This is a genomic window from Halalkalibacter kiskunsagensis (assembly GCF_037027555.1).
Lineage (GTDB): Bacteria > Bacillota > Bacilli > Bacillales > Bacillaceae_D > Halalkalibacter > Halalkalibacter kiskunsagensis.
Map to the genome: position 1 here is coordinate 1 of NZ_JAXBLX010000013.1, position 18,751 is coordinate 18,751.

Consider the following 18,751-nt stretch of genomic DNA (forward strand, 5'->3'; position numbering starts at 1 on the left):
AACCGAAATTCATCTCCCCCTTACCGTTGGGCTTTGCCCTTCACACGCTTGAAGAGGGAGACTTCTTTCGGAAAAACATTAAATAAAAAAGCCGATCATAAAGCCAAACTGGCCTTATCACCGGCTACTTACATTTCTGGTATTTCTAGTGAAATTCTCCCTAATATGCCTGAGCGCATCTCTCTTAGTATGATTTCTGCAGCCTTATCGTAATCGACATAGCCACCTCCTAGTAAACAGCCACGTTTTTTACCAATCTCATCAAAAAGAGCTACCCCTTCTTCTGGAACATGATTTAATTTATAACGTTCCTGCACTAAAGTTGGATAGTGGTCTTTTAAATAATTAAGGATAAACAGAGCAATGTCCTGAAAATCTAATAATTCATCTTTAATTGCCCCTGTTGCAGCTAGACGATAGCCAATGATTTGATCCTCAAACTTCGGCCATAAAATACCTGGTGTATCAAGTAATTCTAATTCAGTCCCTACTTTAATCCATTGCTGTTTCTTTGTTACACCTGGTCTATCCCCAACCTGGGCTGTACGCTTAGATGCAAGTCGATTAATTAACGTTGACTTACCTACGTTTGGTATGCCTAAAATCATTGCCCGAATAGCCCTTGGTTTCATTCCTTTAGAAATCATTTTGTCAATGATTGGCTTGGCCAACTGCTTGCATGCACCTGGGATTTTTTCCGTCCCTTTCCCTGTTTGTGCATTGATAGAAAGTACAGTAGCGCCTTTTTTTTCAAAGTACATCTTCCACTTTTCTGTCACAAATTGATCAGCCAGATCTGCTTTATTAAGTAATATTAAACGTGGCTTATGAGCTACGATTTCATCGATCATTGGATTACGAGAAGCTAATGGAACTCGTGCATCTAGAAGTTCTATCACAACATCAATAAATTTAAGTTTTTCGGTCACTTCTCTTCTTGCTTTTGCCATATGACCCGGAAACCACTGAATGGTCAAAATACCCCTCCTCTTCTAATTCGCAATTCGAATATTTGATACAGGCCAAAATACAACATTAGCTTTCCCGATTACTTCATCGATATGAATGGTTCCAATATCACGACTATCTTTGCTTCGACCTCGGTTATCTCCTAATACAAATAGTTCATTTTCAGGAACTGTAATAACTGAAAAGTCTCGTGTTAGTCTTTCCCCATTATACGATTGCTTTAGTTCATCTAAGTATGGTTCTTCTACAGCTTCGCCATTTACATAAAGAATGTCATTCTTAAATTCAATTGTATCTCCGGGTAAGCCTATTACACGTTTAATATAATCTTTTCCTGCCGGAGCATGGAAAACGATAATATCAAACCGCTCTGGTTCACCAAAAGAGTAACTGATTTTATTTACAATCATCCTATCGCTATGTTCAAGAGTTGGAATCATTGACTCTCCATCAACGATTACTGGAGCAAATAAAAAATGGCGGATAACAAATGCAAGGATAAGCGCAATAACGATTGCTTTCAGCCACTCCCATGATTCTTTCTTCTCCTTACTCATGCTAATTCCTCCATATATGTAATTCATCACAAACAATAGTTTACCACATTCTAGGATCGATGTCGGCTTTTATCTGATCATCAACTTTGGCTCTTATTCATCATTTGTAATAGCTCTGTTCGTTTCTGCTCTTTATAGCTGACTTTAGGCGTAAGACACCTCTCACGCCATTGGCAGCGACTTCGCTCATTGCTTTGAGGTCGTAAAAAAAGAGCTTAGTTTCCTAAGCTCTTTCCTCGCTCTATTATCGAATTTCTTTAATACGAGCTTTTTTACCACGTAGGCTACGTAGGTAGTAAAGTTTAGCACGACGTACTTTACCGCGACGCTTCACTTCGATCTTCGCGATCTTTGGTGAATGTAATGGGAATGTACGCTCAACTCCTACACCGTACGAAATCTTACGCGCTGTGAAAGTTTCGCTGATTCCAGTACCACGACGCTTAATAACAACGCCTTCGAATAACTGAATACGCTCACGAGTTCCCTCAACAACTTTAACGTGGATAACTAAAGTGTCACCAGGACGAAACGCTGGAAGATCACTACGTAGTTGCTCACTAGTAATTTCACGGATAATGTTGTTCATATAATTCCACTCCTTCCATACAGATGCTCATGTCAGCTATATACTACAGCGGAACATCGTAATAACAGGCCTTAAGCCACAAAAACTATAATACCACATTTGTCCGTCTATCACAAGGTTTAGTTATTCATTTCTAACAAATTCTTTGAGCCATTTTTGCTCTTGTTCCGTTAAATCTTTATCTTTAAGTAAATCAGGGCGCCTTTCCCATGTTCGTCTAAGAGATTCGCGATGGCGCCACTCATCAATATTTTTATGATGACCTGATAATAACACGTCCGGTACTTTCATTCCGCGAAAATCAGCAGGTCTAGTATAATGGGCATGTTCTAATAATCCTGTAGAGAAGGAATCTGTAATAGCTGATTGATCGTTTCCAAGCACACCTGGTAGCAGTCTTGTTACACTATCAGCTATAACCATTGCACCGAGTTCCCCACCTGTTAACACAAAATCACCTATCGAAATCTCATCAGTTACAAGAAATTGCCTGACACGTTCATCATAGCCCTCATAGTGGCCGCATAACAAAATTATATGGTCTTCCATCGCAAACTCTTCTGCCTTCTGCTGTGTGTAGCGCTCTCCTTGAGGACAGAGCATAACAACTCGTGGTTTTGACTTACTACCTTGTTGTAAATCTTCAACTGCATCGAAAAACGGCTGAGCACGCAAAACCATTCCTGCTCCACCGCCATATGGATAGTCATCTACTTTTCGATGCTTATTGTCTGCATAATCTCTGAAATCTACAACTTGATAGTCAACCGCGCCAGACTCCTGTGCATGTTTTAAAATTGAGGAACCAAAGACGTTTGTAAACATATCAGGGAATAGGGATAATACATCAATTCTCATTCCGCTAATCCTTCTAATAAATGTACACGAATGACTTTATTCTCTAAGTCAATATCTTTCACAACGTCTTCAATGTATGGCAACAAAATATCTTTTCCACCACCTAAACGCTGTACAACCCAGACATCATTCGCTCCTGTTTCAAAGATTTCTTTTACCTTACCAAGCTCTTCACCTGATTCAGTTATCACCGTTGAACCAATAATTTCATGATAATAAAACTCGTTTTCCTCTAACTCCTCTAGGTATTCTTCTGAAACATATAAAGTAGATCCTTTAAATTGTTCCACGTCATTTATTGAATGATACCCTTCAAACTCGAGTAGATCAAAGTTTTTATGACGACGATGATGACGAACGACGACAGAAATCTCCTTGTTTTCATTTTCATTTTTGATCATCAGTTTCGTTCCTACTTGATAGCGGTCGTCAGCAAAGTCAGTAGATGAAATAACGCGAATTTCACCTCTAACTCCATGAGTATTTACAATCTTTCCAACTTTAAACCATTCAGTCATCCTCATTCCTACCTTCTCGAATTTCTTGTACAATTCCATCTTTTATTATAATCTCAGGCATAGAGCCTAAGCCTGTCCACATATCGCCTTCATTTATTTCAATAATGCTTTCTGCTGTACCTTCACGAATTTCTGTTCCAATTTGTAATTGATTGATCTGTTGAATTTTAAATGAAAGAGCTTGAATACTGTCTTCTCGCTTTTTGATGTCTTTATTATATCGTGCTCGCAATTGTTGCTGTTCATGCTTCGTAACACGATCTTTAGTTGCTCTATGTAATTGAAAATTTAATTGGTCAATTTCACGCTTATATTGTATTAATCCTTCTTCATACTGCTGGATGATCGATGCTTTCTTTGCTTTTGTTAACACTTGCTTTATGACGACATTTTGTATTAACTTCATCATGCACCCCTAGAGCTAGAAAGTTCTTACTGATTCACATTGGTATTATGACTGCATTCCCTGCACTAAAACCTTATAGGTTGTTCAAAAAAGGGAATCCACCCTTTCTAAATACTTATAGATATACAAAAAGGGAGAGGTTATCCCTCACCCTTTTCTTGCGTTACTAATCCACGATGTCTAATCGTACTTTTTGCGATGGAGTTGCGGCATAAACAACCGAACGTATCGCTTTAATAGTCCGACCTTGCTTACCTATGACCTTTCCCATATCGTCAGGGTGAACGGTTAATCGTAAAGTAAGGTTTTTCCCTTCTTCAACTGCCTCCACTTGAACTAAATCTGGTTGGTCAACAAGTGCTTTTACAATGTGTTCAACTAACGCTTTCATTGAATTCTCCTTTTATTCATCTTAAAAAAGAGAGGCAATGGCTTCGCACGCTTCAATTATACCTAACAGCGTCTACGCTCATCGCTACGAGTTATAAGAAAAAGGTAAAGTTCAACCTTTTTGAATTGGCATGGCTCCACTCACTGCGCGTCAGAGAAAATCACTCATAACTGACTTAAACCCTTGCACTGGTTTCGCTCATACTTCAAGAGTGAACAAAAAGGTAAAAATCAACCTTTTTGTTCACTCTCTCTTACTTCTGGTTCTTTGCGTTGTGTAACTTTTCCATTAACCCTTCTTTAGAGAAAAGGTTGCGAACTGTATCAGATGGCTTTGCACCTTTTAACATCCAGTCTAGAGCTTTCTCTTCAGCAATATCAACTTTTGCTGGTTGAGTTAGTGGGTTGTACGTTCCAATCTCCTCGATGAAACGACCATCACGCGGTGCGCGAGAATCTGCTACTACTACACGATAAAATGGGGCCTTCTTAGAACCCATACGCTTTAAACGAATTTTTACTGCCATTCGTGGGACACCTCCAAAATTATTCACACAAAATTTTATATTATCATCAATTTTTCTAGTTTGCAACTAGAAAAATGGATTTCCAAAAATTAAAATGGAAGTTTGAAACCTCCAAGACCCTTTCCTCTTTTCTTTCCTTTACCTGAGGTCATACCGGTCATTTGTTTCATCATCTTCTTCATGTCTTCAAACTGCTTTAACAGACGATTAACATCTTGAATCGTCGTTCCACTGCCTTTAGCAATTCGGCGTCGTCTGCTAGCATTCATCAGGCTTGGATCTTGCTTTTCTTTCTTCGTCATCGAACGAACGATTGCTTCAACTTTGCTGATTTGCTTATCATCCACCTGTAAATCTTTCATACCCTTTGCTTTGTTCATCCCAGGCATCATATTTAGTAATTCATCAAGTGGTCCCATATTTCGAACTTGATCAAGCTGCTCAAGAAAATCATCAAATGTGAAATCCATCGTCCGCATTTTCTTTTCAAGTTCACGGGCTTTTTCTTCATCAACATTTGTTTGGGCTTTTTCGATTAGAGAAAGTACATCACCCATTCCAAGAATTCTAGAAGCCATACGGTCTGGATGGAATGGCTCAAGCTGATCAATTTTTTCACCCATACCAGCAAACTTAATTGGTGTATTGGTAACGGCCTTAACCGAAATTGCTGCACCACCGCGTGTATCTCCATCAAGCTTTGTCAATACAACACCCGTTACATCGAGTTGTTCATTAAAACTTTCTGCAACGTTGACAGCATCTTGACCAGTCATTGCATCGACTACAAGTAAAATTTCATCAGGACTTGCAATTTCTTTTACTTGTTTCAATTCATCCATTAACGTTTCGTCGATATGCAAACGACCTGCTGTATCTATTAAAACATAATCAAGATGGTCTTCTTTTGCCTTTGCAATTGCTTGTTTAGCAATCTCAACTGGACTCACCTTATCACCTAAAGTGAAAACCGGCATACTTAATTGCTTCCCTAATGTCTCTAACTGCTGAATCGCAGCAGGTCTGTATATATCAGCAGCAACTAATAGCGGGTTTCGATTATGTTTCTTCCGCAAATGGTTCGCAAGCTTTGCTGTTGTCGTTGTCTTACCTGCCCCTTGAAGACCGACCATCATGACGACAGTTGGTGACTTAGGTGCAACAGCGATCTTGCTTTGCTCTCCCCCCATTAATGTTGTTAACTCTTCATTAACAACTTTAATGACTTGTTGTCCTGGCGTTAAGCTTTTCATAACTTCTTGCCCAAGTGCTTTTTCTTTCACGCTGGCAATAAATTGTTTGACAACTTTAAAATTAACATCCGCTTCTAGTAGAGCTAGTCGAACTTCTCGCATCATTTCTTTAACGTCTTGTTCACTTACTTTTCCTTTGCCACGGATTTTGGTTAACGTCCCTTGCAGTCGTTCCGCTAAACCTTCAAATGCCATGTTGTCGCCTCCTAGTCCAATTTCTCAAGAGATTCAAGCAGTGACATAATCTCTTCAGGAGTCGCATTTACTTTGATTGCTGTTTTCATCTGAGTCACGAGCTCCGTACGCTTCTCAAACTTCGAAAGAAGCATTAACTTAACTTCGTAATCTTCTAACATCACTTCCGTACGTTTAATGTTATCATAAACGGCTTGGCGACTAATTTCAAACTCCTCAGCAATCTCACCTAACGATAAATCATCTAGATAATACAATGACATATACTTCCGCTGTTTCTGTGTTAGCAATGACTGATAGAAATCGAATAAATAATTCATCCTAAGTGCCTTATCTAACACACAACCAACTCCTTGTTAAGTGTTTTTCCTTTACGAGATTATATGTTACAACATCAGTGTTTAAGTGTCAAGTTTTTTTCTTAACATCACTTAAATGCACCTGGTTCTCTCTTGATTTTCTATTCTTCTTCTACTGCTTCAGCCTCGACAAGTTCACGGAACAGCCCGTACACAAATTGCTCAGCATCAAATACTTGAAGGTCATCCATTTGTTCCCCAAGCCCGACAAATTTAACTGGAATCTCAAGCTCATGACGAATCGCTAGGACAATTCCACCCTTTGCGGTTCCATCAAGCTTTGTCAACACGATCCCTGACACATCAGTGGTTTTCCCGAACGTTTTTGCCTGTGACATCGCATTTTGACCTGTTGTTGCATCGAGAACTAATAGTACTTCATGCGGCGCACCAGGAATTTCACGTTCTATGACACGCTTAACTTTTTCTAGCTCATTCATAAGATTTACTTTATTTTGAAGACGTCCTGCTGTATCACAGAGTAACACATCAATATTCCGGGACTTTGCTGCTTGCACAGCGTCATACATAACAGCAGCTGGATCGGATCCCTCTTGTTGCTTTATAACATCTACACCAACACGTTCTCCCCAAACTTCAAGTTGTTCAATTGCTCCAGCACGGAATGTATCGCCAGCAGCCATCATAACCGATTTCCCTTCTCGTTTCAGGTGATGTGCAAGCTTTCCAATAGAGGTTGTCTTCCCTACCCCATTTACACCTACAACCAATATAACAGTCATACCATCATCTTGAAGGTTCAGTGTCGTGTCATCCCCATCTTTTTCAAGAAGTTCAGCAAGCTTTTCAGAGATAACAGGTTGGATTTCTTTCGTATCTTTAATATTACGTAAACGCACTTCATCTTTAAGTTGATCAATCAACTCCATCACCGTTGTTACACCAACATCAGAACTGATTAGTAGTTCTTCTAATTCCTCGAAAAAGTCTTCGTCTACTTTTCGATATTTATAAACTAATTCATTCATCCGCCCAACAAAGGAGTCACGCGTTTTCTCTAGACCTTCTTTAAACTTGTCTGTTACTTCAGTCGTTTGATTTGTAATCTTCTCTTTTAGCTTCTTAAAAAAACTCATTCTTTGCACCTAACTTTCTATTAATTCTTTTGTTTCTTCTAGTTTAACGGATACTAAGCGAGATACACCCGATTCTTGCATAGTGACGCCATATAATACATCTGCTTCTTCCATTGTTCCTTTTCTGTGTGTGATGACAATAAATTGTGTTTCGTCACTAAAATCTTTTAAGAAGTGAGCAAATCGGCTAACATTGGCTTCATCAAGCGCAGCTTCTACCTCGTCAAGTACACAAAATGGCACTGGGCGCACTTTTAATATAGCAAACAAGAGACCAATTGCCGTTAGAGAACGTTCTCCCCCCGATAACAGGGCTAAGTTTTGCATTTTTTTACCTGGTGGCTTTGCGATAATTTCTACTCCTGTTTCAAGTAAGTTATCTGGATCTGTTAGTACTAAATCGGCTTGACCACCACCAAATAAATCTTTGAAAACGGTTTGAAAATGTGCACGAATTTGAACATAGGACTCATAAAACCGTTTCGTCATTTCTTCATCCATCTCAGAAATCACATCATGAAGTGTTGTTTTAGCAGTAAGAAGGTCTTTTTGTTGTTCACTTAAGAATTCGAACCTTTCTCTCACTCGTTCGTATTCATCAATGGCCCCTAAATTAACTGTTCCTAACTCTTCGATTGCAAGCTTAATTAATTTTACTTTTGTCCTTGCCTCATCAGGTTCGATAAAAAGGCGATATGTTTCTTTTGCAGCTTGAAACGAAAGCTCATATTCTTCACGGAGATGCGTTAAGCGGTTATCTAATTCCACATCCATACGGTTTACTTTCACTTCAATTTTCCGACACTCATCAGCCAATATAACGTGTTCAGCTTGCTGTTGTTTCAGGGCATGCTCTAGATCGGCATAGGCTATGTCTAATTCTTCACGCTCTCGTTTCATCTTTGCAATCGTTTCAGTTAGTTCATCCTTACGTACGCGTCCGAACTTAATCCGTTCATCAAGACTACTTTCTCCATTTGAGCGATCAGACATCTCCCCTACTAACAATTCATAATGATCGTTTATATCTTTTAATTCTTCTTCTAGTTGTAATTTTGCTTTTAATAACCCATTAGCTCTTGTTTCAATCGCAAGGAAGCGTTCTTTCGCAGTTGCAAGCTCTATTTTTTCCAAAACGAGTTCTTCTTTCAGACTCTCCTTAGATTCTAGCTGTTGTTTTTGCTGTTGCTCTAAGAGCTTTACTTTCTCTTCTAGCTCTTGTGCCTGCTTAGAAGCAATTTCATATGATTCTTCCAACTCGATCAAGCGATTTTTCAATCGTTCAATCTCATCAATGTATCCAGATTTATCACGATCAAACCTTGAAAATTGATCATGCATCCGTTCCGCTTCACGTTCAAGTTCACGTACAGAAGCTTTTGCCTCTTGCACAATATGACGTGCTTCTTCACCTTTTATTCGAAGTTCTTCAAGTTCATGCTCTTGTTCTGCCTGCTTATCTTTCAGGTGTTTAACCTCATGTTCGAGTTTCTTTGTGACAGCATCGAGCTTTTTTATTTTGTCCTTCAAATCATCTAGCTCTCGTTTTCTTCCTAAAAGAGGAGTTTGTTTTTGTTTACTAGCTCCTCCTGTCATTGAACCACCTGGATTGACAACATCGCCATCAAGCGTAACAATGCGGAAGCGATGACCTGAAAGCTTTGCTAGTTCATTCGCTCCTTGAAGTGAATCGGCAATGATAACATTACCTAATAAATTAGAAATGACATTCTCATATGTCTTCTCATATGAAACCAAGCTAGCCGCAACGCCAACAAAAGCTGTATGTTTTTTCATCTGTTCAAGCTGAAAGTCTGGAATACTTTTCGGTTTCATGACAGGTAACGGCAAAAATGTTGCTCTCCCAATACGGTTTTTTTTCAAAAAGCCAATCGCAAATCTAGCATCAGCTTCTGTCTTCATAACAATATATTGGGAGGCGCCACCTAACGTAATTTCTAATGCAGTTTCATACTCTTTGGGTACTTGAATAAGCTCTGCTACAGCACCAATGACACCCATCAGCTTGCCGTTTCTTTCTTTCAACACTTCTTTTACTCCGTGAAAAAAGCCAGAAAAATCAGCCTGCATTTCTTCCAAAACGTCCGCACGTGACTGTAGCTTTTGTACCATTTGATACGTTTCATATAATTGCGATTCTTTTTTATGATAACGATCTTTTTCTTGTTCGTAGTCACGTAATTGACTCCGATAATTTTCTCCGATTGTTTCCAAGTAACTTTCGTGCTTTGCAACATCAAGTTGCGCAGCCTCTAGCTTAGCATTTGTTTCGTGACGATTGGAAAGTAATCCTTTATTCTCGGTTAAAAGTCGTTCTTGGTTTAATTCCTGCTTTTGCAACTGTTCTTTTAAATACCGACTTTCATTGCGAATACTCGCTTGTTCGTTTAACACTTCAATAAAGTCAGATTTTAAGTGATCAATTTCTTCCTCGACATCTGTTTCCGTTCGTTCAACTAATGACTGCTTACTTTTAACAAGTGCTTCTAGTTCCGTTAATTTTTTTTGCGCTTCCTCAAGAAGCCCCTGTTCTAATTGCCATTCAGTTCGCACCTTTTGTAATTGCACTTCTTTATCTTTTAACGTTCGTTTAAGCTGCTCTTTGTTTTGTGAAGCATTTTTCTTACGCTCTTTTAATACTTCACGCTTACCTTCGCTTTTCTCAAGCTCTTCACTAGCTTGAAGTAACTCTTCTTGCAATTCCGTAAATTGACTTGATAAATACCCTGTCTTTTCTCGTAAAGATCCCCTCACTCTCTCCATTTCTTCAAGCTTCTCTTGCCGCTGCTCATACGTTTCTAACAGATTCTGCAAATTTTCTTTTTCTTTGGTCCATGTTTGATGTAAATCATCAATTTCATGAACTAATAACGCAATGTCCACTTCTTTTAACTCTTCGCGCTTATGTAAATAGTCTTTTGCTATCGAAGCTTGAATTTCAAGTGGTTCAACTTGCCCTTCTAATTCATTTAAAATATCCTCAACCCGGTATAAATTCTCTTGAGTTTCCACTAGCCTTTTTTCGGCTTTTACTTTTCTTGTCTTGTACTTCAGAACCCCGGCGGCTTCCTCGAAGATGACTCGCCTATCTTCGGCTTTATTGCTTAAGATTTCTTCTACTTTCCCTTGTCCAATGATCGAGTACGCTTCTCTCCCTAAACCAGAATCTAGAAATAAATCGATGATGTCCTTTAAGCGGCAAGCCTGTTTATTAATAAGATATTCGCTATCACCTGAACGATACACTCTTCGTGTGACACTTACTTCACTATAATCTATCGATAAATGCTGATCCACGTTATCGAGGACCAAACTAACCTCTGCATAATTTAATGCCTTTCGACTATCACTTCCGGCAAAAATAATATCTTCCATTTTCGAGCCTCTAAGTGATTTTGCTGATTGTTCTCCTAAAACCCAGCGAATACTATCAGAAATATTACTTTTCCCACTTCCATTAGGTCCAACTACTGCTGTAACACCTGGAACAAAATCAATATTGATTTGCTCAGCAAAAGATTTGAACCCTACGACTTCGAGCCGTTTGAGGAACATACTCTTTCCCCCTTACTTTAATTAACAACTAATCTATTTTACCACAGCCTCATCCTGAATTATAGAAGGACTAGGACAAATGGACAACTCTATGATACGATACATATATCTATAAAAAATTTAGGAGTGAAATCATGAATCTGGATGTAAATACACGTGATAATATTGAATTCATGTTAGATGAAATAAAAAATAAGCTACAAATTGTTAACGCTGCTGCCCTTAATTCCAAAAGCTTTGATACCGATCAATATGAAGATCTCCGTGATATTTATGAAATGATTCAAAAGAAATCGTCATTTTCAGTCAGTGAATTAGATGCCATTGTAACGGAACTCGGTAAACTACGTAAATAAAGCCAAAGGGTCTGACCCCCTAATACAGGGGTCAGACCCTTTTTTTGTAAGAATTTATAAAAATTGAGTAAATACAAAGAATTATGAAAGAACTCAATAAGAAAAAAACGATTTGCAGCTTATTCTTATTTTAACTTATCTTGCTCACTTAATTTCATTAACGCTTGTTGAGCAGCATGTTGCTCTGCTTCTTTCTTTGATCTACCTGTACCTATTCCAAGAGCAGAATCATTCAATTGAACTTCAGAAACAAATTCTCGATTATGAGCAGGCCCACGTTCCTGTACGATAATATATTGTATTTGTCCAAGGTTATCGCGTTGAATGAACTCTTGAAGCTGACTTTTAAAATCCATCATATGAGAAAAAGCACCATCATTTATTTTTGGATACATCGTATTATTTAAAAATATAAATACGGAATCCAATCCTTGATCAAGATAAAGAGCACCAATAAACGCTTCAAATACGTCGGCTAATAATGCCGGTCTAGCACGTCCCCCAGTCATTTCTTCCCCTTTTCCAAGTAATACAACCTCGCCAAAGTTTAATTCTTCGGCAAACCTGGCTAAAGAAGGTTCGCAAACGATTGAAGCACGTAACTTCGTCATATCGCCTTCACTCATTGTCTTAAATTTCTTAAATAAAAATTGAGACACAGCAAGTTCTAGCACCGCATCTCCTAAAAACTCTAAACGCTCATTATCTTGGAATGAATAAATTCGGTGCTCATTCACATAGGATGAATGGGTGAAAGCCTGGATTAGGAGCTTTCTGTTTTCAAAAGTCAACTCAGTTCGTTGCATTAAAGTATCAAATTTCTTTTTTTGTTCTTCAGTTAGAATCATTTTTCTATTTCCCCGCCTTCGATCATTCGCATGATGGGGCTTCGATTTTCGTTGGTATTTCGAAGATTGCGGCATAGTAACCTCCAACATCATAATTAGCGACCACTGTGTAACGTAGGGTACAATGGCTGGTTCACATTCATTTGAGAAGCAAGCCCCACATGAATATCACATGGGACTTCCTTTGAACTACTGACGGCTGTTTATGTAATCAACTACATCAGCTACAGTTGAAATTTTTTCTGCCTCTTCATCAGAAATTTCTAGGTCAAACTCATCTTCAAGTTCCATAACAAGTTCAACAACATCTAATGAATCTGCCCCTAAATCATCTTTAAAAGAAGCTTCTAGTTTTACTTCCGCTTCTTCTACACCAAGACGATCTACGACAATTTTAGTCACACGTGATAATGTATCTGCCATGTTCCGTTCACCTCCTCTCAAGTTTAACAGGTGCTTATTACAATAAGCTAAAGGACGAAGGCTAGGAAAAGTTTACCGATGAACGCCCGTTCTGTCAACCTTATTTTCTGTAAAGTGCCTTCAACGTTGTTCTAACTCATTACATTACCATTCCACCATCTACATGGAGAGTTTGTCCTGTCATATAATCAGCATCAGCACTTGCTAAGAAACGGACGACGTTCGCTATTTGCTCTGGCTTACCTAATGTTGCAAGCGGGATTTGCCCTAGTAATTGAGCTTTCATGTCCTCACCAAGCTCATCCGTCATATCAGTTTCAATGAATCCAGGTGCAACGGCGTTCACATGAATGTTACGGTTTGCAAGCTCCCGTGCCATTGTTTTGGTCAGTCCAATCACACCAGCTTTAGCAGCAACGTAATTAGCTTGCCCTGCATTTCCTAACACTCCAACAACAGAAGCAATATTAATAATTCTACCATACCGTTGTTTCATCATTTGACGAGTCACCGCCTTCCCGCAATTGAAGACGCCTTTTAAATTTGTATTAATAACAGCATCCCACTCGTCCTCTTTCATTCTCATAATTAAATTGTCTTTTGTAATACCAGCATTATTTACAAGAATGTCGATACTCCCAAACGTATCTATGGTCTCTTTTACCATGGCCTGTACTTGTTCGCTATTTGCAACATCCGCTTGTATAGCAAGTGAGTCAACACCTAGAGCCTTAATTTCTGCAACAACTTGTTCAGCACGTTCCTGACTACCTGCATAATTCACTACCACATTTGCTCCATTACGTCCAAGCTCGATCGCTGTTGCACGTCCAATTCCACGAGATGCTCCAGTGACAATGGCTGTTTTCCCTTGTAACATTATTCGCTCACCCCTTCTAGTAATTCTTTTACTTTCAACACGCCTTCTCGATCGCTTACTGCAACGGCTTTTGCTTTTCTTTCTACTTTTCGGACAAGACCAGTTAGGACATTCCCTGAGCCAACTTCTACAAATACATCTACACCGTTATGCAGCAGATCGCGAATCGTATCTTCCCATAGAACAGGTGAATACACTTGTTCTATAAGATTTGCGCGAATTTGAGTAGATTCTTGAACACCTCTTGCTGACACATTTGCAACAACAGGGACCGATGCATCTTCAATGGAGATTTGCTCAAGAACATTTTTTAATTTCTCAGCTGCAGGCTTCATTAAACTTGAGTGAAATGGTCCACTAACTTGCAACGGGATGACCCTTTTTGCACCAGCTTCTTTTGCTTTCACACTAGCTAACTCCACACCTTTAGCGGAACCAGAAATAACAATTTGCCCTGGACAATTTAAGTTAGCTAGTTCTGCTGTTTCACTAGAATTAAGTTTAATTTGTGAACAAACTTCATCAAGTGTTTGTCTATCTAAGCCAAGAACCGCCGCCATCGCCCCTTCACCAAATGGCACAGCTTCCTCCATAAATAAACCGCGATTTCTCACAGCATATACCGCATCCTCAAAAGACATCGCTCCTGCTGCAACAAGCGCACTATATTCCCCTAAACTATGACCAGCTACATAGTCAGGTTTAATCCCTTCTTGTTCCAACAGCTGTAATACAGCTGTACTCATCGTCACTAATGCTGGTTGAGTATGTTCTGTACGTCGCAATGTGTCCTCTGGACCTTCAAGCATGATTTTAGATAGGTCATACTCTAACTTTGCATCCGCACGGTTAAAAATCACCTTGCAAGCTTGTTCCTGCTCAATTAATTCTCGGCCCATTCCAACTGATTGTGACCCTTGTCCCGGAAATAAAAATGCAATCTTTCCCATAAACATCCTCCTCTACTCTCTTTCTACTACTTTGGCTACTTCATTTTTAATGATTGTGACAACTTGTTGCTCAACCATTTCCTTCGCTTGGCGAATCGCATGAAATATTGCTGTAGCATCAGAAGATCCATGCGCTTTTATAACAGGCGCCTTAAGTCCATAAAGCCCTGCACCACCATACTCTGAATAACTCATCGTATTCTTTATTTCTTTAAATCCTGATTTCAGAACACCCGCTGCGATTTTTTTGACGATAGAACTAGTTAATTCTTTCTTCAACAAAGTAAACAAAGTTCCTGCTGTTCCTTCAGTAGATTTTAAGACAATGTTCCCTGAAAAACCATCACAAACGACAACGTCAGCAACACCCGACAATAAATCACGAGCTTCCACGTTTCCGATGAAGTTTATGTCACTCGATTGAAGAAGCGGAAATGTAGCTTTTGTTAGTTCATTTCCTTTTCCTGCCTCAGTACCAACATTTAATAGTCCAACACGAGGACTTTCTATATTCCGAACCATTTCCATATAGGTTTTCCCAATAATCGCGTATTGTTGAAGATGTTCAGGCTTAGCATCCATGTTCGCTCCTACATCTAATAACAAAAAACCTTTTCCATCTAGAGTTGGTAACATCGGAGACAAGGCAGGACGATCAATCCCTTTTATACGACCAACATATAATAAACCTGCCGTCATTAACGCTCCTGTATTCCCGGCAGATATACATGCATCAGCCCGTCCTTCCTTCACTTCACGTACAGCTAGAACCATAGAGGAATCTTTTTTTCTCCGGACGGCTGTTGTTGGTTGATCTGTATCATCTATCTTTTCCGTTGTATGTAAAATCGTTATTTGCTTTTCATTCGTTATGTGTTTACGAATCTCACTCTCGTTCCCAACAAGGGTTATGTTCACTTTCGGAAACGATTGAATCGCATTTTGAGCAGCTTCGACCTGCGCTTTCGGTGCTTGATCGCCTCCCATGGCATCAATCGAAATGTTCATTCAAGTTCTCTCCTTTTCGTCTCTCTTTCATTTGTTCGATACATAACGAATTCGCCCAAAAAAACCAACTCTTGTTCAACATAGCTTGTAACATCTACTGTTGTACGGTCTTTTTCAATTCCAACAACTCGAGCTTTCGCGATCACTCTTTCTCCAGCTTGGACTTGCCTTTTGAAATGGATCGTCGCTTTAGCAGTTAACGCCATCTCATCATTAATAATAGCGACAGCTAACGAGTTGGCTTGAGCAAATAGATGGTGGCCTCGAGCAATTCCACTACGCGCAAAAACATGCTCTTCTCGTACATCTAAAATAGATATAGCACGTTCGTCAAGCTGAAGGTCAACGATTTCTCCTATAACTTCTTCAGGAGATAGTGCCTTCACATCGTCAAGTTGTTTTTTTGCGACACCTTTTATACGTTCACGTAGTTCAGGTATTGCGAGTTCTAATCGATCAAGACGAATTGTTTGAATACTGACAGAAAAACGCTCTGCAAGATCTTCATCCGTCATAAAGGGATTCTCTTCTAACGCCTCTTTTAAGAGTTCCTGTCGCTCCTTTTTTTTTCGCCTCATGTCTTGCACCGCCCACTTTACTAAAGTACTATATTTACGTTTTTAGTTGGACTCACCTTAAGTTATATGACTAGGTACTAAGAGTAGTATATAATTGCTTATCTACGATTTCAATAGTCAATCAATTTTTTCGCCATTCAAAACTCCCTGATCTTCAATGTATGTTCGCAAACCTTCGTAACTCGGATCTGTCCAAAACCCGTCTGTATAAATTAACTTTACAGCATCTTGCCTCGCAACTTCTAATGCCCTGTAATCATGGACCACATCTGCGATTTTAAAATCAGGAAGACCACTTTGCTTTGCACCAAAAAAATCTCCAGGACCTCTCAACTCTAAATCACGTTCGGATAGAACAAAACCGTCGTTTGTTTCCGTCATAATTTTCATACGCTCTTTTCCTACTTCAGATTTTGGATCAGCTAATAAAACACAGTAAGACTGAGCCTCCCCTCGTCCAACTCGACCTCTTAATTGGTGCAGTTGAGCTAATCCGAATCTCTCGGCATCATAAATAACCATAATCGTTGCATTAGGCACATTCACTCCAACCTCAACAACCGTCGTTGATACTAGGATTTGCGTCTCATTCTTACTAAACGCCTCCATAACCGCTTCTTTTTCTGAAGGGTGAAGCCGTCCGTGCATTAAGCCAACTTCCCACTTCTCTTTATAGTGCTGTTTTAAAATCATATGAACATCAATGGCATTTTGGACGTCAAGTTTTTCTGACTCTTCGATTAACGGACAAATAACATAGGCTTGTCTACCTGCATGAATTTCTTTTTCAATAAAATCAAGCACACGTTCAAGCATGTCAGGTTTAGCCCAATATGTTTCAATTGACTTTCTCCCTGCTGGCATTTCATCGATGATTGAAACATCCATATCTCCAAATACTGAAATAGCTAACGTTCGCGGAATCGGAGTTGCCGTCATAAAAAGAACGTCGGGATTTTCTCCTTTATCACGTAATACTCTTCGCTGTTCTACCCCGAAACGATGTTGCTCATCCGTAATCACCAACCCGAGTTTACGAAAATGAACATCATCCTGAATTAAAGCATGCGTACCAACAACAAGTGATAACTCTCCACTCTCTAGCATAGAAAGTCGTTCTGCTCGTTTCTTTCCTTTTACGGAGCCAGCTAATAATTCAACCGTTACTCCAAGTGGTTCTAAAAGTCCTTTTAATGACTGGACATGTTGTTCAGCAAGTATTTCTGTAGGGACCATTAAGGCAGTCTGATAACCAGCACAAATCACCGCGTACATACAAATGGCAGCCACAACCGTTTTACCTGACCCTACATCCCCTTGCAATAAGCGATTCATTCGATAACTTGATTGAATATCTTTGATAATTTCATCAACTACTCGCTTTTGAGCCCCGGTCAATGGAAATGGAAGTTGTCTGATAAATGCTTCTATTTCTTTTTCAGGAACAGCTAGAGCTCGTCCATTCGTTCGATCTCGATTCGCTTTTCTAAAAGCTTGCATTTTCAACTGAAACAACAGAAACTCCTCATAAACCATGCGCCTTCTAGCATGTTTCAATGACTCGGCATTTGGTGGAAAATGCAACCTAGACAAAGCCTCTTTTTTTGTTGGTAATTTGTACGATTGTAATAAGTCAGGCGGTAGCAAGTCTGGGATGTACGAACCAAACTGGTTCATTGCTTGATAAACATATTTACGGATCGCTTTCGTTGTCAATTTACCAGCCACAGAATAAATTGGAGCTATCGTTTGCCCTCTCTCTTCGCGACCTTTTTTTAACTCACTTCCAGTAATCGTCATCCGGTGCTGGTCCCACTTTCCAGTGATTGTCAATTCAGCCCCAACCGTCACTTGATTTTTTAAAAAAGCTCGATTGAAGAAAGTAACTGTAACAAGGATCTGATTAACCAACAATCGAAAGGATAGGCGATTTTTCTTTTTCCCAAAATAACGAACTGAAACTTCACTTTGAACCTTACCGACAACCGTCACACGTTCCTCATGCTTAACATCATGTAAATCTTTTAATTGATAATCTTCATATCGAAATGGAAAGTGTTCAAGCAAATCCCCCACTGTAAAGATTCGTAATCCTTGTAATAACTTCGCTGTTTCGTCCCCTATCCCATTAACATCTATCACTGGTCTTTTCATTGCATCATTCATTTTTTATTAAGCGACACTCCAAAGATTCTCACGTCTAACTCTCAGCCCTTTAGTGTCGCTTATAACCCTCCTTGTGCCGTTTGTCTTATTGATTAGACATTGTTTGCCCAATCTTATACATCGCATTAATTACTTCTTCATAAAAATTCACTTGAATGCTTTCTTCTTTAGCAATAGCTAGCCTTAATGTCAATTATCACTCGCATTTATACACATTATCTTTTTAAAAAAAATAAGGGCGACTCTCT

Annotated in this window: 20 protein-coding genes; 1 reads left to right on the forward strand and 19 read right to left on the reverse strand. The window is 39.3% G+C overall.

Annotated elements, in window-relative coordinates; genetic code table 11:
- Positions 1-128: 128 nt before the first annotated feature.
- From ylqF to smc, 12 genes are all read right to left on the reverse strand, one after another.
- Positions 129-977 (reverse strand): ribosome biogenesis GTPase YlqF, encoded by an 849-nt coding sequence (ylqF, locus tag SLH51_RS09175; protein ID WP_335960863.1) that lies wholly within the window; start codon positions 975-977, stop codon positions 129-131.
- Between the two features lie 15 nt (positions 978-992).
- On the reverse strand, positions 993-1,526 hold the full coding sequence (lepB, locus tag SLH51_RS09180) for a signal peptidase I (RefSeq protein ID WP_335960865.1): 534 nt from the start codon (positions 1,524-1,526) through the stop codon (positions 993-995).
- A 244-nt stretch (positions 1,527-1,770) separates the two neighbouring features.
- Positions 1,771-2,115 (reverse strand): 50S ribosomal protein L19, encoded by a 345-nt coding sequence (rplS, locus tag SLH51_RS09185; RefSeq protein WP_034629686.1) that lies wholly within the window; start codon positions 2,113-2,115, stop codon positions 1,771-1,773.
- A 123-nt stretch (positions 2,116-2,238) separates the two neighbouring features.
- Positions 2,239-2,973 (reverse strand): tRNA (guanosine(37)-N1)-methyltransferase TrmD, encoded by a 735-nt coding sequence (gene trmD / locus SLH51_RS09190; protein ID WP_335960869.1) that lies wholly within the window; start codon positions 2,971-2,973, stop codon positions 2,239-2,241.
- Entirely contained in the window at positions 2,970-3,491 is a 522-nt protein-coding gene (gene rimM / locus SLH51_RS09195; RefSeq protein ID WP_335960870.1) for a ribosome maturation factor RimM, read from the reverse strand. Before rimM ends, trmD begins: the two co-directional genes overlap by 4 nt.
- Entirely contained in the window at positions 3,484-3,897 is a 414-nt protein-coding gene (locus tag SLH51_RS09200) for a YlqD family protein (RefSeq protein WP_335960872.1), read from the reverse strand. Before SLH51_RS09200 ends, rimM begins: the two co-directional genes overlap by 8 nt.
- Before the next feature lie 166 nt (positions 3,898-4,063).
- The gene (locus SLH51_RS09205) at positions 4,064-4,288 is read right to left on the reverse strand and encodes a KH domain-containing protein (protein WP_335960875.1); all 225 of its coding nucleotides are present in this window, start codon (positions 4,286-4,288) and stop codon (positions 4,064-4,066) included.
- Between the two features lie 253 nt (positions 4,289-4,541).
- Positions 4,542-4,814 carry a 30S ribosomal protein S16 gene (gene rpsP / locus SLH51_RS09210; protein ID WP_034629696.1) on the reverse strand — a complete coding sequence of 91 codons (273 nt, stop codon included), beginning with the start codon at positions 4,812-4,814 and terminating at the stop codon, positions 4,542-4,544.
- 89 nt (positions 4,815-4,903) lie between these two features.
- Positions 4,904-6,262: a signal recognition particle protein gene (gene ffh, locus SLH51_RS09215; RefSeq protein ID WP_335960877.1), complete on the reverse strand. Its 1,359-nt coding sequence runs from the start codon at positions 6,260-6,262 to the stop codon at positions 4,904-4,906.
- An 11-nt stretch (positions 6,263-6,273) separates the two neighbouring features.
- Positions 6,274-6,603, reverse strand: coding sequence for a putative DNA-binding protein (locus SLH51_RS09220; protein ID WP_335960879.1), 330 nt, complete (start codon positions 6,601-6,603; stop codon positions 6,274-6,276).
- A 119-nt stretch (positions 6,604-6,722) separates the two neighbouring features.
- Positions 6,723-7,718, reverse strand: coding sequence for a signal recognition particle-docking protein FtsY (ftsY, locus tag SLH51_RS09225; protein WP_335960881.1), 996 nt, complete (start codon positions 7,716-7,718; stop codon positions 6,723-6,725).
- A 9-nt stretch (positions 7,719-7,727) separates the two neighbouring features.
- Positions 7,728-11,294 carry a chromosome segregation protein SMC gene (smc, locus tag SLH51_RS09230; protein WP_335960883.1) on the reverse strand — a complete coding sequence of 1,189 codons (3,567 nt, stop codon included), beginning with the start codon at positions 11,292-11,294 and terminating at the stop codon, positions 7,728-7,730.
- Between the two features lie 134 nt (positions 11,295-11,428).
- Here smc and SLH51_RS09235 point away from each other — a divergent pair, with 134 nt between their 5' ends.
- Positions 11,429-11,650 (forward strand): DUF1128 domain-containing protein, encoded by a 222-nt coding sequence (locus SLH51_RS09235; RefSeq protein ID WP_332690196.1) that lies wholly within the window; start codon positions 11,429-11,431, stop codon positions 11,648-11,650.
- A 125-nt stretch (positions 11,651-11,775) separates the two neighbouring features.
- Here SLH51_RS09235 and rnc read toward each other — a convergent pair whose 3' ends face one another.
- The 7 genes from rnc to recG all read right to left on the reverse strand — a co-directional run bounded on the left by rnc (position 11,776) and on the right by recG (position 18,503).
- On the reverse strand, positions 11,776-12,498 hold the full coding sequence (gene rnc, locus SLH51_RS09240; RefSeq protein WP_335961044.1) for a ribonuclease III: 723 nt from the start codon (positions 12,496-12,498) through the stop codon (positions 11,776-11,778).
- 189 nt (positions 12,499-12,687) lie between these two features.
- Positions 12,688-12,921, reverse strand: coding sequence for an acyl carrier protein (gene acpP / locus SLH51_RS09245; protein ID WP_034629715.1), 234 nt, complete (start codon positions 12,919-12,921; stop codon positions 12,688-12,690).
- A 139-nt stretch (positions 12,922-13,060) separates the two neighbouring features.
- Positions 13,061-13,801, reverse strand: a complete 741-nt coding sequence (gene fabG, locus SLH51_RS09250; protein ID WP_335960886.1) for a 3-oxoacyl-[acyl-carrier-protein] reductase — start codon at positions 13,799-13,801, stop codon at positions 13,061-13,063.
- Positions 13,801-14,751 (reverse strand): ACP S-malonyltransferase, encoded by a 951-nt coding sequence (gene fabD / locus SLH51_RS09255; RefSeq protein WP_335960888.1) that lies wholly within the window; start codon positions 14,749-14,751, stop codon positions 13,801-13,803. Before fabD ends, fabG begins: the two co-directional genes overlap by 1 nt.
- A 12-nt stretch (positions 14,752-14,763) precedes the next feature.
- Positions 14,764-15,759, reverse strand: a complete 996-nt coding sequence (gene plsX / locus SLH51_RS09260; RefSeq protein WP_335960890.1) for a phosphate acyltransferase PlsX — start codon at positions 15,757-15,759, stop codon at positions 14,764-14,766.
- Positions 15,756-16,337 (reverse strand): transcription factor FapR, encoded by a 582-nt coding sequence (gene fapR, locus SLH51_RS09265; protein ID WP_335960892.1) that lies wholly within the window; start codon positions 16,335-16,337, stop codon positions 15,756-15,758. Before fapR ends, plsX begins: the two co-directional genes overlap by 4 nt.
- Positions 16,338-16,454: 117 nt before the next feature.
- Positions 16,455-18,503, reverse strand: a complete 2,049-nt coding sequence (gene recG / locus SLH51_RS09270) for an ATP-dependent DNA helicase RecG (protein ID WP_335960893.1) — start codon at positions 18,501-18,503, stop codon at positions 16,455-16,457.
- Positions 18,504-18,751 lie beyond the last annotated feature (248 nt).

What these genes read in the sequence shown, in the direction of transcription:
- lepB (WP_335960865.1), bottom strand. Translation starts at nt 1,526, where the DNA reads ATGAGTAAGGAGAAGAAAGAATCATGGGAGTGGCTGAAAGCAATCGTT.
- rplS (WP_034629686.1), bottom strand. Translation starts at nt 2,115, where the DNA reads ATGAACAACATTATCCGTGAAATTACTAGTGAGCAACTACGTAGTGAT.
- trmD (WP_335960869.1), bottom strand. Translation starts at nt 2,973, where the DNA reads ATGAGAATTGATGTATTATCCCTATTCCCTGATATGTTTACAAACGTC.
- rimM (WP_335960870.1), bottom strand. Translation starts at nt 3,491, where the DNA reads ATGACTGAATGGTTTAAAGTTGGAAAGATTGTAAATACTCATGGAGTT.
- SLH51_RS09200 (WP_335960872.1), bottom strand. Translation starts at nt 3,897, where the DNA reads ATGAAGTTAATACAAAATGTCGTCATAAAGCAAGTGTTAACAAAAGCA.
- SLH51_RS09205 (WP_335960875.1), bottom strand. Translation starts at nt 4,288, where the DNA reads ATGAAAGCGTTAGTTGAACACATTGTAAAAGCACTTGTTGACCAACCA.
- rpsP (WP_034629696.1), bottom strand. Translation starts at nt 4,814, where the DNA reads ATGGCAGTAAAAATTCGTTTAAAGCGTATGGGTTCTAAGAAGGCCCCA.
- ffh (WP_335960877.1), bottom strand. Translation starts at nt 6,262, where the DNA reads ATGGCATTTGAAGGTTTAGCGGAACGACTGCAAGGGACGTTAACCAAA.
- ftsY (WP_335960881.1), bottom strand. Translation starts at nt 7,718, where the DNA reads ATGAGTTTTTTTAAGAAGCTAAAAGAGAAGATTACAAATCAAACGACT.
- smc (WP_335960883.1), bottom strand. Translation starts at nt 11,294, where the DNA reads ATGTTCCTCAAACGGCTCGAAGTCGTAGGGTTCAAATCTTTTGCTGAG.
- SLH51_RS09235 (WP_332690196.1), top strand. Translation starts at nt 11,429, where the DNA reads ATGAATCTGGATGTAAATACACGTGATAATATTGAATTCATGTTAGAT.
- rnc (WP_335961044.1), bottom strand. Translation starts at nt 12,498, where the DNA reads ATGATTCTAACTGAAGAACAAAAAAAGAAATTTGATACTTTAATGCAA.
- acpP (WP_034629715.1), bottom strand. Translation starts at nt 12,921, where the DNA reads ATGGCAGATACATTATCACGTGTGACTAAAATTGTCGTAGATCGTCTT.
- fabG (WP_335960886.1), bottom strand. Translation starts at nt 13,801, where the DNA reads ATGTTACAAGGGAAAACAGCCATTGTCACTGGAGCATCTCGTGGAATT.
- fabD (WP_335960888.1), bottom strand. Translation starts at nt 14,751, where the DNA reads ATGGGAAAGATTGCATTTTTATTTCCGGGACAAGGGTCACAATCAGTT.
- plsX (WP_335960890.1), bottom strand. Translation starts at nt 15,759, where the DNA reads ATGAACATTTCGATTGATGCCATGGGAGGCGATCAAGCACCGAAAGCG.
- fapR (WP_335960892.1), bottom strand. Translation starts at nt 16,337, where the DNA reads ATGAGGCGAAAAAAAAAGGAGCGACAGGAACTCTTAAAAGAGGCGTTA.
- recG (WP_335960893.1), bottom strand. Translation starts at nt 18,503, where the DNA reads ATGAATGATGCAATGAAAAGACCAGTGATAGATGTTAATGGGATAGGG.